Consider the following 13,169-nt stretch of genomic DNA (forward strand, 5'->3'; position numbering starts at 1 on the left):
TTTCGTGGTGGAGTTTTTTTATTCTCAAAAAGGGGGAAAGACCATGAATAACAACATGGTTCATATTACAATTGACGGAAAAAAGTATACAGCGGAGCCCGGTTCAACGATATTGGGTGTTATGAACGAGAACGGGATTGAACATCCGCAAATTTGTTACGTGCCAGAAGTAGATCCTATTCAAACATGTGACACTTGTATTGTAGAAGTTGACGGAAAGTTAATGCGCTCTTGTTCGACAGTAGCGACAGAAGGTATGAACATTGAACGGAACTCTACTCGTGCGAAAGAAGCACAAACAGAGGCGATGGATCGGTTATTAGAAAATCATTTATTATACTGTACAGTATGTGACAACAACAATGGGAACTGTAAACTGCATAATACAGCAGAATTAATGGAAATCGAACATCAAAAATATCCTTATGAACCGAAAGTAGATGTAAGTGAAGTTGATATGACGCATCCGTTTTATCGCTATGACCCTAATCAATGTATTGCATGTGGTCAATGCGTTGAGGTGTGTCAAAACTTACAAGTAAATGAAACGTTATCGATAGACTGGGAAGCTGAGCGACCACGAGTGATTTGGGATGAAGGAGTAAATATTAATGATTCTTCATGCGTGAGCTGTGGTCAATGTGTAACGATTTGCCCTTGTAACGCTTTAATGGAAAAAACGATGCTCGGTGAAGCTGGATTTATGACGGGATTAAAACCAGATATTCTTGAACCAATGGTAGATTTAATTAAAGAAGTTGAGCCTGGATATAGCGGTATTTTTGCGGTATCAGAAGTGGAAGCGGCCATGCGTGATACTCGTACGAAGAAAACGAAAACAGTATGTACATTTTGTGGTGTAGGGTGTTCATTTGAAGTGTGGACGAAAGGACGTAAAATTCTTAAAGTACAACCTTCTTCTGATGCGCCAGTTAATGCAATTTCTACTTGTGTAAAAGGAAAATTTGGTTGGGACTTCGTAAATTCTAAAGAACGAATTACGAAACCTTTAATTCGTAAAAATGGAACGTTTGTTGAATCTACATGGGAAGAAGCATTGAATGTAGTTGCAAGTAAATTAGGAGCGATTAAAGAAGAGTACGGTAAAGATGCTATCGGTTTTATTTCTTCATCTAAAATTACGAATGAAGACAATTATGTGATTCAAAAATTAGCTCGACAAGTATTTGAAACGAATAATATTGATAACTGCTCACGTTATTGTCAATCACCAGCGACAGACGGATTATTCCGTACAATTGGTATGGGCGGAGATGCTGGAACGATTAAAGATATTGCACAATCTGGTCTTGTTATTATTGTAGGGTGTAATCCGACAGAAGGTCATCCTGTTTTAGCTACACGTATTAAACGTGCACATAAATTACACGGACAAAAATTAATTGTGGCTGATCTTCGTAAAACAGAAATGGCAGAGCGTTCAGATGTTTTTATTAGTCCAAAACAAGGAACAGATCAAGTATGGTTAATGGCTGTTACGAAATATATGATTGATCAAGGCTGGCACGATCAACGATTTATTGATGAGAATGTAAATTTCTTTGAAGACTTCAAAGAGAGCCTTACAGAATATACACTTGAATATGCAGAAGAAATGACTGGTATTTCGCAAGAAACACTGATTCAAATAGCTGAAATGATTCGTGATGCAGATGGTACATGTATCCTTTGGGGAATGGGTGTAACGCAAAATACAGGTGGATCTGATACTTCCGCCGCGATTTCAAACTTACTACTTGCAACAGGTAATTATCGTCGTCCAGGTGCTGGTGCATATCCACTTCGAGGTCATAATAACGTACAAGGTGCTTGTGATATGGGTACTTTACCAGGATGGCTTCCTGGATATCAGCACGTTACTAACGATATGGAACGTGCGAAATTTGAAATGGCTTACGGAGTGAAAATTAATAGTGAACCAGGTCTGAATAATATTGAAATGCTTCACGCAATTGATAAAGGGAAAATGAAAGCTATGTATCTTGTCGGAGAGGATATGGCTCTTGTAGACTCTAATGCGAACCATGTACATGAAGTGTTATCAAGCCTTGATTTCTTCGTTGTGCAAGATGTTTTCTTATCTAAAACGGCTCAATATGCAGATGTTGTATTACCAGCAGCGCCATCTCTTGAAAAAGAAGGTACTTTCACTAATACAGAGCGTCGTGTTCAAAGACTATATCAAGTTCTTCCTACGCTTGGAGATGCGAAGCCAGACTGGTGGATCGTGCAGGAAGTTGCGAATAAATTAGGTGCAAACTGGAGTTATAGTCATCCAAGTGAAATTTTTGCTGAAATGGCAAGTTTATCACCACTATTTTCACAAGCAAACTATGAAGTATTGGAAGGATGGAATAGTTTCCATTGGGGAAGTTTTGATGGAACGAATACACCGCTTCTTTTCCAAGATGGATTTAACTTCCCAGATAAAAAAGCTCGTTTTGCGATTGCTGACTGGGTGCGCCCAGCTGAATTCCCGGCTGAGTTCGACCTTCATATTAATAATGGTCGTATGCTTGAGCACTTCCATGAAGGGAATATGACAAATAAATCAACAGGTATTCAAACGAAAGTGCCTGGCGTTTTCGTTGAAGTTTCTCCAGCACTTGCAAAAGAACGTGGAGTAAAAACTGGTTCATTAGTCCGTCTTGTCTCTCCGTTTGGAGCGTTAAAATTACGTGCACTTGTAACAGACCGTGTAAAAGCGAATGAGTTATATTTACCGATGAACTCTACAGATAATGAAACAGCAATTAATTTCTTAACAGGTCCTGCCGTTGATACGCGTACGAACACACCTGCTTATAAACAGACGAAAGTGCGTATGGAAGTGCTAGAAGTTGATGGCGAAAATCCGATGCCAAAAGCGAATCCGCGTAATAAAAAACGTCACCCTCAAGCTGGCATTGAGGTACATCGTAAGTGGGCACGTCCAGGGTATGTGCATTTAACGGATAAGTAGGAGGAGAAAAATATGGCTGCACCTATAAAAATGATTCAAAAACAAGAATTAACTGAGGAAGAAATAAAACAGAAAAAATTAGATGATTTAAAAGAGCTTCTAGCTAATAATGAAGACGCTCTAAATCAAATGTTTAACATAGTAGGGGAATTGAATGATATTGGCATGTTAGAAGCTGCAAATTCTATGCTAAAGGCGAAAGAACCAATCGCAAAGATTGTTCTTGGCCAAGTGACTCGTGAGCCGGTTACAAATTTAATTAATAATATGATGGGGGCTGCGGGTGCTTTAACAGAACTTGATCCGGAACTTACGAAAAAGCTTATAGGTAGCTTATTAGTAGGGCTAGAAGAAGGTAATGAACATCTAGAGAGTAATAAAAAAGTAGGGGTATTCGATCTTATGAAAGTATTGAAAGATCCAGACATTAACCGTGCTATCGGGTTTGGGCTTCATTTCTTAAAAGGTATGGGTAAAGGGTTAAAAGACGAGTAACCTTCACGAAGTGAATCTTTTCGCCCAAATGTTTGTACGAAATAGTTTGGGCGGAAGGCTCATTTTGGTAAAATATATAATAAAGTAAAATGAGGCTTTTGGGAGGTATAATGGTATGTCAAAAAAAGTACATGAATTTAATGATATGATACGAAAACTTCGAAAGGAACTTTTCGGAAAAGGGCCAGAACGAATTCATACTGTTTTTGCTGAAAATATGGCGATTGCGACTCTTTACGGAAACTTAACACCTACTGAAAAATTCATTTCAAGTACGATGGACGGTGCGGAAATGGTTCATATGGCTAGAACGAAAATGATTCAAGAAGTGTATGCTGCGAATTCCCGTGAACATTTGGAGGAACTTGTTGGAGCGAAATTGGTGAATTTGTTTTCAGATATGAAAGTAGAAGAAGATATTGCAGTTTCGGTATTTGTTTTTGATAAAAATATAACGTGAGAGAAGGATACTGATCGTGAAACCGATACAGGTAGAAAGAGAAATCTTTCGTTATGAACAAGGGGCGTTTAAATATATAGAGGACAGCATTGTAACAGAGTTTCCAGTCACGATTAAAATGAACGGACAGGAGTTTGTTACAATGGTTAGTACTCCAGAATATATAGAAGATATGGTAATAGGCTTTTTAGCATCTGAAGGAATTATTCGGAAGTATGAAGATATTGATGACATATGGGTACAAGAGAAAGAAGGATTTGTACATGTCACGACGGCAAAAGTAAATCCGTATTACGAACAAATGCAAAATAAACGTTATATTACTTCATGCTGTGGTATGAGTAGACAAGGGTTTGTTTTTGCAAATGATGCATTAAGCGCAAAGAAAATGAATGGCGTTCATGTACAGGTTACTGCAGAAGACTGTTTTCGATTAATGAAAGAAATGCAGCAATCTGCAGAGACATTTCATCATACAGGTGGCGTTCATAATGCATCTTTGTGCAATGTGAATGGTATTATTTTAAGTCGAATGGATATTGGTAGACATAATGCGTTAGATAAAATTTACGGTTATTGCTTAAAAAATAATATTTCTATAAGAGATAAAATCATTGTTTTTAGTGGTCGTATTTCTTCGGAAATACTATTGAAGGTTGCAAAAATTGGTTGTGAAATTATACTGTCAAAATCAGCGCCAACTGAGTTGGCTTTGCAGCTAGCTGAAGAACTAGGTATTACTACGATAGGATTTATTCGGAATCAATCCTTAAATGTATATACGCATCCGGAGCGTGTTTTAAATATAAAATAAGTAAAAGCGAGGCAATAAATATGAAATCTGTCACATTAGACAAACTACAACGTCCTTTAAAGGATTTACGTATTTCAGTTACTGACCGCTGTAATTTTCGCTGTCGATATTGTATGCCAGAAGAAATATTTGGTCCTGATTACTCGTTTTTGTCTAATGATAAAATTTTATCTTTTGATGAAATTGAAAGGATAACACGTATTTTCGTTTCTTTAGGTGTTAGAAAATTACGGATTACAGGCGGAGAACCGTTACTTCGAAGAGGTCTTCCGCAGCTTATCGAGCGCCTGAATAAAATAGATGGTGTGGAGGATATCGGTTTAACAACTAATGGATCGTTACTTAAAAAGTTTGCTCCTGATTTATATAAGGCGGGTTTATCACGTGTGACAGTTAGTTTAGATTCCTTAGAAGAAGAGCGATTTTTCTATTTGAATGGTAATAGAAGCAAAGTACAAAGGGTTCTGGAAGGAATACAAGCTGCAGCTGAAGTCGGTATGAAAATTAAAATAAACATGGTCGTTCAAAAGGGGAAAAACGAACAGGACATCTTGCAGATGGCACAATACTTTAAGGGAAATAAACATATCCTTCGTTTTATTGAGTATATGGATGTTGGAAATTATAACGGTTGGGATTTAAAAGAGGTTGTCTCTAAACAAGAAATAGTAGATACGATTCATCAAGTTATGCCATTAGAACGAATAGAAGCGAATTATGCAGGAGAGGTTGCGACTCGCTATCGTTATATTGGAAGTGATGAAGAACTAGGTATTATTTCATCAGTAACAGACTCCTTCTGCTCCTCATGTACGAGAGCCCGTATTTCTGCAGAAGGAAAGTTATATACTTGTTTGTTCGCTTCTAAAGGAAATGATTTGAGAGAACTGCTTCGATCTGAATACACTGACGAGGAAATAACAGATGTCGTACGCGATATATGGAACAAACGAGAAGATCATTATTCAGATGAACGCTTAAGTCATACAAGTAAAAAAAGAGCACCTAAAATTGAAATGTCACATATTGGTGGTTGATATATAAGCGTGAGACTATGATGCAGTATATACAAAATGGAAGATGTGCAACGTTTGTAGATTTTCTATTTTATAGTAAAAGTGATGATTGATCTCTCTGTAAAAGATGTGCAGAGAAATTAAGCAGCATTCAAAAACCTTTATTTTGAGGAGGTTTTTTGAAGCTGCTTTTTTATTTGGAGAAAATGGAGGAATTAGTAATGGCATTTCATAAACCGGAACAAATTGCTGAGCTTGTAATTGAGGCCGGTGTTCAAAAAGTAAGTCAGACCTTGCCAGCAATGCTTATTCTCGGTTTTTTAGGAGGAGCGTTTATTTCGCTAGGTTTTTTACTTAACATTCGCGTTTTAGGTAATTTGCCTGAGCGCTGGGGGAGTTTAGTGAATGTTTTAGGAGGAGCGGTTTTTCCTGTTGGACTCATGCTCGTCGTATTAGCAGGAGGAGAATTAATTACCGGAAATATGATGTCACTATCTATGGCGCTATATGCAAAGAAAATTACATTGGTTAGTGTGCTAAATAACTGGATTTGGATTACTTTCATGAATTTTGTAGGAGCTATTTTCGTAGCGTATTGTTTCGGGCATCTTGGCGGATTAACAGAGGGAGATTATTTAAATAAAACGGTAGCGATAGCAGAAGGAAAGTTACATGAATCATTTGGGAGAACTTTAATTTTAGCAATTGGGTGTAATTGGCTCGTTTGTTTGGCGCTTTGGCTCGCTTATGGGACGAGTGATTTTGTCGGAAAAATAATCGGAATTTGGATTCCAATTATGGCATTTGTAGTGATTGGATTTCAGCAAGTGGTAGCAAATATGTTTGTCATCTCAGCAGTTATTTTTGCAGGTCATCTGACATGGATGGATCTTGCTAAAAATTTTGTTCCTGTCTTTATCGGAAATGTAATTGGCGGAGCTGGTTTTGTTGGATTTGCGTACTTTGCTTGTTATCAAAAACAACATTCAAATATGAAATAGAGTTCGTGAGAGGAAGGGTATGTAATGGCTGAGCGGTATTCACGACAACATTTGTTTAAACCAATTGGGAGTAGAGGGCAAGAAAAAATTCGAAATAAACATGTGTTAATTGTAGGAGTAGGCGCATTAGGAAGTGCAAGTGCCGAAAGTTTCGTACGTGCAGGTATTGGCAAGTTGACGATTATAGATCGCGATTACGTTGAATGGAGTAATTTACAAAGGCAACAATTGTACTCTGAACAAGATGCAAGAGAGAAATTGCCAAAAGCAATTGCTGCTAAAAATCGGCTAGAAAAACTTAATTCGGAAGTACAAATACATGCTTTCGTAATGGATGCATGTGTAGAAAACTTGGAAGGGCTATTAGAAAATGTCGATGTAATCATTGATGCAACAGATAATTTCGATATTCGATTTATAATAAATGACTTATCACAAAAACATAATATCTCGTGGGTATATGGTTCTTGCGTTGGCTCGTACGGTATGTGTTATACAATTATTCCGCAAGAGACACCGTGTTTACATTGTGTGCTGAAAAACGTTCCAGTTACAGGTGTGACGTGTGATACAGCTGGAATTATTAGCCCGACTGTACAAATCGTCGCAGCATATCAAGTGGCGGAAGCACTCAAAATTTTAGTAGAAGATTTTGCAGCAATTAGAAAAACATTTTTCATATTTGATATATGGAGTAATCAAAACCATTTTATAAAACTAGGGAAAATCAAGACAGACAATTGCTCTTCGTGCGGTTTGAATCGCATTTATCCTTATTTATCATACGAAAATCAAACGAAGGTAGCTGCTTTATGCGGAAGAAATACAGTTCAAATTAGACCAGTAGACAATAGAAAATACAATTTTGATGATATAGAAAAAGTATTAAAAAAAGTGGGGAAAGTAGATCGGAATCCGTATTTACTATCTTGCCAAATAGATGAGTACCGCGTTGTTATTTTTCGAGATGGTCGCGTTTTCATTCATGGTACAAATGATATTTCGAAAGCGAAACAATTATATTATCGTGTATTCGGTTAATAGAAAGGGTTGTCAATAATGGAAAGAAGAGTGCCAATTACGGTTGAAGAAGCTGTTCGTAAAGTAATGGGATTTGCTCATAAAGGATTAAAGGAGCTACTACCTATTGAATTAGCTTATGGACGTATATTAGCAGAGGATTTAGTAGCTGACCATGATGTGCCGTCATTTAATCGTTCGCCGTATGACGGATTTGCTATTAGAGCAAAAGATACGGATTTAGCAAGTTATGAAACGCCAATTGTATTTGAAGTAGTGGGTGAAATCGGTGCAGGATCGCTATTCGATGAGAAAGTAGGTCCATTTCAAGCAGTTCGAATTATGACAGGAGCGCAAATTCCGAAGGGGTGTGATGCGGTTGTTATGTTAGAGCTAACTCGTCAATATGAGGAGGATGGCAACAAATATATGGAAGTGAAGCGATCATTCAAAACGGGCGACAATATTTCTTTTCAAGGTGAAGATGCTCGTAAAGGCACGGTTCTTGCAAAGAAAGGGTCATACATTCATCCAGGTATTTCAGCTCTTCTTGCTACGTTTGGGTATAGCGAGGTACCGGTGGCTAGAAAGCCTGTAATTGGACTATTAGCGACTGGAAGTGAATTACTGGACGTAAACGATTCATTACAGCCAGGGAAAATCCGAAACAGTAATACGTATATGATATTGTCTCAAATTCGAAGAGCGGGCGGAAGAGTAAAATGTTTTGGGAAGTTTAGCGATAATTTTCATACATGTTTCAAAGCTGTAAAAGAAGCGCTTGGCCAAGTAGATATGCTCATTACAACAGGCGGTGTATCAGTAGGGGATTACGATTATTTACCAGCTATATATGAAAAGTTAGGTGCATCTGTTCTTTTCAATAAAATTGCAATGAGGCCAGGAAGTGTTACGACTGTAGCACAATTAAATGGCAAGTTATTATTTGGTTTATCAGGAAATCCATCTGCTTGTTACGTAGGGTTTGAATTATTTGTAAGACCTTGTATTCGGACGTATATGTTTAGTGAAAAAGCACATTTAAAGAGAGAAAAAGCGTTATTAGGAGAAGACTTTCTAAAGCCAAATCCATTTACAAGATTTGTACGAGCGAAACTGACATATAACGAAGGTCAGTTAATTGCTTGTCCTTCAGGATTTGATAAATCTAGTTCGGTCTCTTCATTAGCAGAATCGAATGTTTTTATCGTATTACCAGGTGGGACAAGAGGATATAAAAAAGATATGTTTGTGGATGTTCTTTTATTGGAAGATAACGAAGGTAGTGAATGGCCTTGGACATTTCGCAAAGTGAGAGGTGGTTCCAATGGGACAAGTGCTATTTGAGATTGTTGATATACCGATTGTAGTTGAAGAAGTAACGAATAAAGTTGCAAGAAGAGAGGCAGGTGCGATTACAACTTTTATTGGTACAGTGAGAGAATTAACAAAAGGAAAACGAACGCTACATTTAGAGTATGAAGCATATAAACCGATGGCAGTAAAGCAATTTATGAGAATTGGTGAAGAAATTAGTGAAAGATGGCCGGATGCAAAAGTAGCAATTACTCACCGAGTAGGCCGGCTAGAAATAATGGATATTGCGGTAGTCATTGCAGTTTCATCACCGCATCGCAAAGTAGCTTATGAAGCGAATGAATACGCAATTGAACGTATAAAGCGAATCGTCCCAATATGGAAAAAAGAATTTTGGGAAGATGGGACGATGTGGATTGGAGATCAACTTGAAAATACACCATATCCAGCAGGAAAACCGAAGAAGGAAGAATGAGAAAATGATTACAATTTTACTGTTTGCAAATTTGCGTGAGGAAGTCGGATTAGATCAATTCGTAATTTCAGAAAAACAAGAAGTGACAGTGCAGCAATTAAAAGAATGGCTCAAAGCAAATTATAGCTTACAATCGTTTGATAAAGTGATGGTGGCTGTTAATGAAGAGTTTGTAACGAATGACGAGATGATACAAGCTGGAGATATCGTCGCATTCATCCCGCCTGTTAGTGGTGGATAATAAGTGTTTCTTGCAACGACAAGAAGATGTTGTATATAAAGTGAAACTTTAATCAGTGGGGGGGTTCTTCATCCCACACTGATTATTAGTTAAAGTCGGATAAATTAGAATACGAGAAGGGATGAGTTTTATGATTACTCAAGAACAAATAATGAATGCGTTAAAACATGTAGAGGATCCAGAATTACACAAAAGTATTGTAGAGTTAAACATGGTTAGAAATATACAAATGAATGGAACAGAGGTTAAACTTGAAGTAGTGCTAACGATTCAAGGTTGTCCGTTAAAAGCAAAAATTCAACAAGATGTAGAAGAGTCTCTGCAGGCAATTGGTGCATCTAAAGTAGATTTGACGTTTGGTTCTATGACACAAGAAGAACGAGCTGCGCTAACAGAAAAGTTAAAGAAAAATAGTAGAACAGAAACTGGTATGCCGAGCATGCTTCGTCCTGATTCAGGAGTACGATTTATTACTGTAACGAGCGGAAAAGGTGGAGTCGGAAAATCAACTGTAACAATTAATCTTGCAACGGCTTTAGCTCGTATGGGCAAAAAAGTGGGGATATTAGATGCAGATATATATGGTTTTAGCATTCCAGCTATGATGGAAACGCATCAAAAACCAACGATGATTGATCAAACAGCAATTCCAGTTATTAGTCACGGTGTTAAAATCATGTCGATGGGATTTTTTACAGAAGGAAATAATCCGGTTATGTGGCGCGGACCGATGTTAAATAAATGGATTCAAAACTTCCTTGCGAATACGCACTGGGGAGAATTAGATTATTTACTTCTTGATTTACCACCTGGTACAGGAGATGTTGCCATTGATGTTGCAGCAATGATTCCGCAGGCGAAAGAAATTATTGTTACAACACCACATAATGTTGCTTCATTCGTAGCATCTAGAGTAGGCGTAATGGCAAAACATACGAAACACGAGATTTTAGGTATTGTGGAAAACATGGCTTATTATGAAGAACAAGATGGATTGAAAAATTATCTGTTTGGAAAAGGCGGTGGCGAAATGTTAGCAGAACAATTGCAAACAGAAGTAATCGCACAAGTACCTTTTGCAAAACGTGAAGAAAATAGCGGTTCATCTGTATATGATGAAGATTCTCTTGTTGGAGAAGTGTTTACATCGTTAGCAGAAGATATTATTTATAAAGGATAGAGGAGGGGTTTTTATGGCGTGTAATATCGATCATTCTATTGAAGATGTAATGAATAAACTTGAAAGTCAAAAGAGTTTTTTAACTGAAGAGATTTTTAAAGGGTTAAAAAATTTTTTACAAGGTAATCACTCACAAGAAATGTTAAATGATGTATTTCACCTTTTAAAAAAGTATGACTTAGTAAGTGAAGAAGAAAGAGAGGGGAGAAATACTCAATTATTGCTGATTATAAAATAAATACACTTTGGCTTTTGTTTTGTAACAGGAGGGGTAAATGTAATGGATATGAAAAAGATGATTGAAATGATAGACGCAACAAAAGTGACTAAAGAAGAATTATCGATTTCTACTTTACATCAAGAGCTTGTGAAGTTATATAGTCAAAAAAATGTTGCTCATTATACGGAGCTATTAAAGTATATTTTATCATTATCCGTGCAGCTAAACCTACATCTTGTATTGAAATATTTTGGCGTGCGACCGATTATTGCTGTAGACGAGCGTATGCAATTTCAAGAGATATTTAAATGTTTAGCTAAGAAAGATGATAATGAGGAATGGTTTCTAAATTTCGTTTCTTTATATGTGGGGCTAATCGTAGTTCTTCATTTTGATGAAAAAGAGATTGAGAGAAGTTTTTTCGATGCTAAGGTAGTGGGTGAAGGGAATGAAATATAAGATTTTGCCCATAACATCTTTCTGTTTAATTGGCTATGTAAATATGAAGGTAACTAATCAATAAAAAGCGTTCTTCAGTTGTTTTCATCGTTTTTTCATGTTACCATTAAGCGAATTTTTCATAGGGAGAGAAAGCGATGAAATGGATTTATTTTCTTATTATTAACGTTATAGCTTTTAGCCTTATGGGGCTTGATAAACGAAAAGCGAAGAAGAAACAGTGGAGAACGCCAGAAAGTACGTTGTTTTTATCAGCAACAGCTGGGGGAGCAGTTGGAGCTTGGATCGGTATGTATATGTTTCATCATAAAACTCATAAAAAGAAATTTGTTTTCGGCATACCGTTACTTGTTGTAATAACGGTATGTTTATTATTCGTTGTATGAGAAATGTCGAAAGAAATGCAGATTGATTATTGGTAAAGTGAGCATGTAAAACCGTATAATGGAGAAAAAATGAGAAGAGGAGAAAAAGGAAGATGGGGAGTCAATCAGCACAGCAAAAAAAAGGGATTATATATGCGGCTGGTGCGTATACGATGTGGGGAATACTACCAATCTATTGGAAATGGGTTGAGGAAGTCCCTGCAGATGAAATATTAGCACACCGCATCGTTTGGGCGTTCGTGTTTATGTTACTAGTATTAGGTGTTACGAAGAGATTTCGTCAGTTTATTGGGGAGTTCGTGAATCTTTTTAAACGACCTAAATTATTAATGTCATTAACAATAGCTTCAGTCTTGATTAGTGGAAACTGGTTTGTCTACATATGGGCCGTTAATCATAATCATGTCATTGAAGCAAGTCTTGGCTATTATATTAATCCGCTTATTAGTATTTTACTTGGTACAGTCGTTTTAAAGGAAAAGTTAAACTTTTGGCAATACGTTGCAGTTGGTTTAGCTGGAGTAGGAGTTATCATTTTAACAGTACGTTTCGGTGCTATTCCATGGGTTTCTTTATCACTTGCCCTTTCATTTGGCTTATATGGATTAACGAAAAAATTGTTAAACTATGATGCGACAATTGGACTTACGATGGAAACGATGTTAGTGACGCCGTTTGCAATTATTTATCTAGTAATGACAGGAGTACATAGTTTTGGCTCATTTGGCTCTATCTCAATGTTATCGACATTACTATTAATAGGAGCGGGCATTGTTACAGCGTTACCACTTTTTTATTTTGCAAAAGGAGCCCAACTTATTCCACTTTATATGGTAGGTTTTTTACAATATATTGCGCCAACAATTAGTTTAATTTTAGGTGTATTCGTATTTGGTGAACATTTCACATCTACTCATATGATTGCATTTTTCTGTATATGGGTTGCATTATTTGTATTCTCGGTAGCGAAAACAAAGTTCTTAGTGCAGAAACAACCGAAATTTATAAAAAATAAATCAGCAAAAGTATCGTAATGCGTAGTATTTTCTACGCATTTTTCTTTATACTGATACTATAGGATTTCCATTATAGCTAGTAGGGA

At 36.8% G+C, this 13,169-nt stretch carries 15 protein-coding genes; all 15 read left to right on the forward strand.

Annotated features, from left to right (window positions below; all coding sequences use genetic code 11):
- Positions 1-43 precede the first annotated feature (43 nt).
- The 15 genes from fdhF (at position 44) to rarD (ending at position 13,101) form a co-directional block, all read left to right on the forward strand.
- Entirely contained in the window at positions 44-2,983 is a 2,940-nt protein-coding gene (gene fdhF, locus MR079_RS03485; RefSeq protein WP_139866298.1) for a formate dehydrogenase subunit alpha, read from the forward strand.
- A gap of 12 nt (positions 2,984-2,995) precedes the next feature.
- Positions 2,996-3,478: a helical membrane plugin domain-containing protein gene (locus tag MR079_RS03490; RefSeq protein ID WP_000729887.1), complete on the forward strand. Its 483-nt coding sequence runs from the start codon at positions 2,996-2,998 to the stop codon at positions 3,476-3,478.
- Between the two features lie 115 nt (positions 3,479-3,593).
- Positions 3,594-3,938: a Na-translocating system protein MpsC family protein gene (locus MR079_RS03495; protein ID WP_000039582.1), complete on the forward strand. Its 345-nt coding sequence runs from the start codon at positions 3,594-3,596 to the stop codon at positions 3,936-3,938.
- 16 nt (positions 3,939-3,954) lie between these two features.
- The gene (fdhD, locus tag MR079_RS03500; RefSeq protein WP_139866297.1) at positions 3,955-4,752 is read left to right on the forward strand and encodes a formate dehydrogenase accessory sulfurtransferase FdhD; all 798 of its coding nucleotides are present in this window, start codon (positions 3,955-3,957) and stop codon (positions 4,750-4,752) included.
- A gap of 20 nt (positions 4,753-4,772) precedes the next feature.
- Positions 4,773-5,789 (forward strand): GTP 3',8-cyclase MoaA, encoded by a 1,017-nt coding sequence (moaA, locus tag MR079_RS03505; RefSeq protein WP_139866296.1) that lies wholly within the window; start codon positions 4,773-4,775, stop codon positions 5,787-5,789.
- 200 nt (positions 5,790-5,989) lie between these two features.
- Complete coding sequence (locus MR079_RS03510) at positions 5,990-6,769, forward strand: formate channel (RefSeq protein WP_000864003.1); 780 nt, start codon at positions 5,990-5,992, stop codon at positions 6,767-6,769.
- A 24-nt stretch (positions 6,770-6,793) separates the two neighbouring features.
- Positions 6,794-7,810 (forward strand): molybdopterin-synthase adenylyltransferase MoeB, encoded by a 1,017-nt coding sequence (locus tag MR079_RS03515; RefSeq protein WP_242293531.1) that lies wholly within the window; start codon positions 6,794-6,796, stop codon positions 7,808-7,810.
- Positions 7,811-7,828: 18 nt separating this feature from the next.
- Positions 7,829-9,136 carry a molybdopterin molybdotransferase MoeA gene (locus MR079_RS03520; RefSeq protein WP_139866294.1) on the forward strand — a complete coding sequence of 436 codons (1,308 nt, stop codon included), beginning with the start codon at positions 7,829-7,831 and terminating at the stop codon, positions 9,134-9,136.
- Complete coding sequence (gene moaE / locus MR079_RS03525; RefSeq protein WP_242293532.1) at positions 9,117-9,581, forward strand: molybdopterin synthase catalytic subunit MoaE; 465 nt, start codon at positions 9,117-9,119, stop codon at positions 9,579-9,581. Before MR079_RS03520 ends, moaE begins: the two co-directional genes overlap by 20 nt.
- A 4-nt stretch (positions 9,582-9,585) precedes the next feature.
- The gene (gene moaD / locus MR079_RS03530; protein ID WP_139866292.1) at positions 9,586-9,822 is read left to right on the forward strand and encodes a molybdopterin converting factor subunit 1; all 237 of its coding nucleotides are present in this window, start codon (positions 9,586-9,588) and stop codon (positions 9,820-9,822) included.
- 130 nt (positions 9,823-9,952) lie between these two features.
- Entirely contained in the window at positions 9,953-11,002 is a 1,050-nt protein-coding gene (locus MR079_RS03535; RefSeq protein WP_242293533.1) for a P-loop NTPase, read from the forward strand.
- Between the two features lie 13 nt (positions 11,003-11,015).
- The gene (locus MR079_RS03540; RefSeq protein ID WP_139866290.1) at positions 11,016-11,240 is read left to right on the forward strand and encodes a group-specific protein; all 225 of its coding nucleotides are present in this window, start codon (positions 11,016-11,018) and stop codon (positions 11,238-11,240) included.
- 42 nt (positions 11,241-11,282) lie between these two features.
- Positions 11,283-11,681, forward strand: coding sequence for a hypothetical protein (locus tag MR079_RS03545; protein WP_139866289.1), 399 nt, complete (start codon positions 11,283-11,285; stop codon positions 11,679-11,681).
- A gap of 137 nt (positions 11,682-11,818) precedes the next feature.
- Entirely contained in the window at positions 11,819-12,067 is a 249-nt protein-coding gene (locus tag MR079_RS03550) for a DUF1294 domain-containing protein (RefSeq protein WP_000871352.1), read from the forward strand.
- Between the two features lie 92 nt (positions 12,068-12,159).
- A complete protein-coding gene (rarD, locus tag MR079_RS03555) occupies positions 12,160-13,101 on the forward strand; it encodes an EamA family transporter RarD (protein WP_242293534.1) in 942 nt (313 codons plus the stop codon).
- The last annotated feature ends 68 nt before the right edge of the window (positions 13,102-13,169 follow it).

The sequence above is a fragment of the Bacillus cereus group sp. BfR-BA-01381 genome (assembly GCF_022663555.1).
Classification (GTDB): domain Bacteria; phylum Bacillota; class Bacilli; order Bacillales; family Bacillaceae_G; genus Bacillus_A; species Bacillus_A pacificus.

Excerpts from the sequence above, each read along its gene's own strand:
- MR079_RS03515 (WP_242293531.1), top strand. The coding sequence starts at position 6,794 with ATGGCTGAGCGGTATTCACGACAACATTTGTTTAAACCAATTGGGAGT.
- moaA (WP_139866296.1), top strand. The coding sequence starts at position 4,773 with ATGAAATCTGTCACATTAGACAAACTACAACGTCCTTTAAAGGATTTA.
- moaE (WP_242293532.1), top strand. The coding sequence starts at position 9,117 with ATGGGACAAGTGCTATTTGAGATTGTTGATATACCGATTGTAGTTGAA.
- MR079_RS03510 (WP_000864003.1), top strand. The coding sequence starts at position 5,990 with ATGGCATTTCATAAACCGGAACAAATTGCTGAGCTTGTAATTGAGGCC.
- MR079_RS03490 (WP_000729887.1), top strand. The coding sequence starts at position 2,996 with ATGGCTGCACCTATAAAAATGATTCAAAAACAAGAATTAACTGAGGAA.
- fdhF (WP_139866298.1), top strand. The coding sequence starts at position 44 with ATGAATAACAACATGGTTCATATTACAATTGACGGAAAAAAGTATACA.
- MR079_RS03545 (WP_139866289.1), top strand. The coding sequence starts at position 11,283 with ATGGATATGAAAAAGATGATTGAAATGATAGACGCAACAAAAGTGACT.
- MR079_RS03550 (WP_000871352.1), top strand. The coding sequence starts at position 11,819 with ATGAAATGGATTTATTTTCTTATTATTAACGTTATAGCTTTTAGCCTT.
- MR079_RS03520 (WP_139866294.1), top strand. The coding sequence starts at position 7,829 with ATGGAAAGAAGAGTGCCAATTACGGTTGAAGAAGCTGTTCGTAAAGTA.
- MR079_RS03535 (WP_242293533.1), top strand. The coding sequence starts at position 9,953 with ATGATTACTCAAGAACAAATAATGAATGCGTTAAAACATGTAGAGGAT.
- moaD (WP_139866292.1), top strand. The coding sequence starts at position 9,586 with ATGATTACAATTTTACTGTTTGCAAATTTGCGTGAGGAAGTCGGATTA.
- MR079_RS03540 (WP_139866290.1), top strand. The coding sequence starts at position 11,016 with ATGGCGTGTAATATCGATCATTCTATTGAAGATGTAATGAATAAACTT.
- MR079_RS03495 (WP_000039582.1), top strand. The coding sequence starts at position 3,594 with ATGTCAAAAAAAGTACATGAATTTAATGATATGATACGAAAACTTCGA.
- rarD (WP_242293534.1), top strand. The coding sequence starts at position 12,160 with ATGGGGAGTCAATCAGCACAGCAAAAAAAAGGGATTATATATGCGGCT.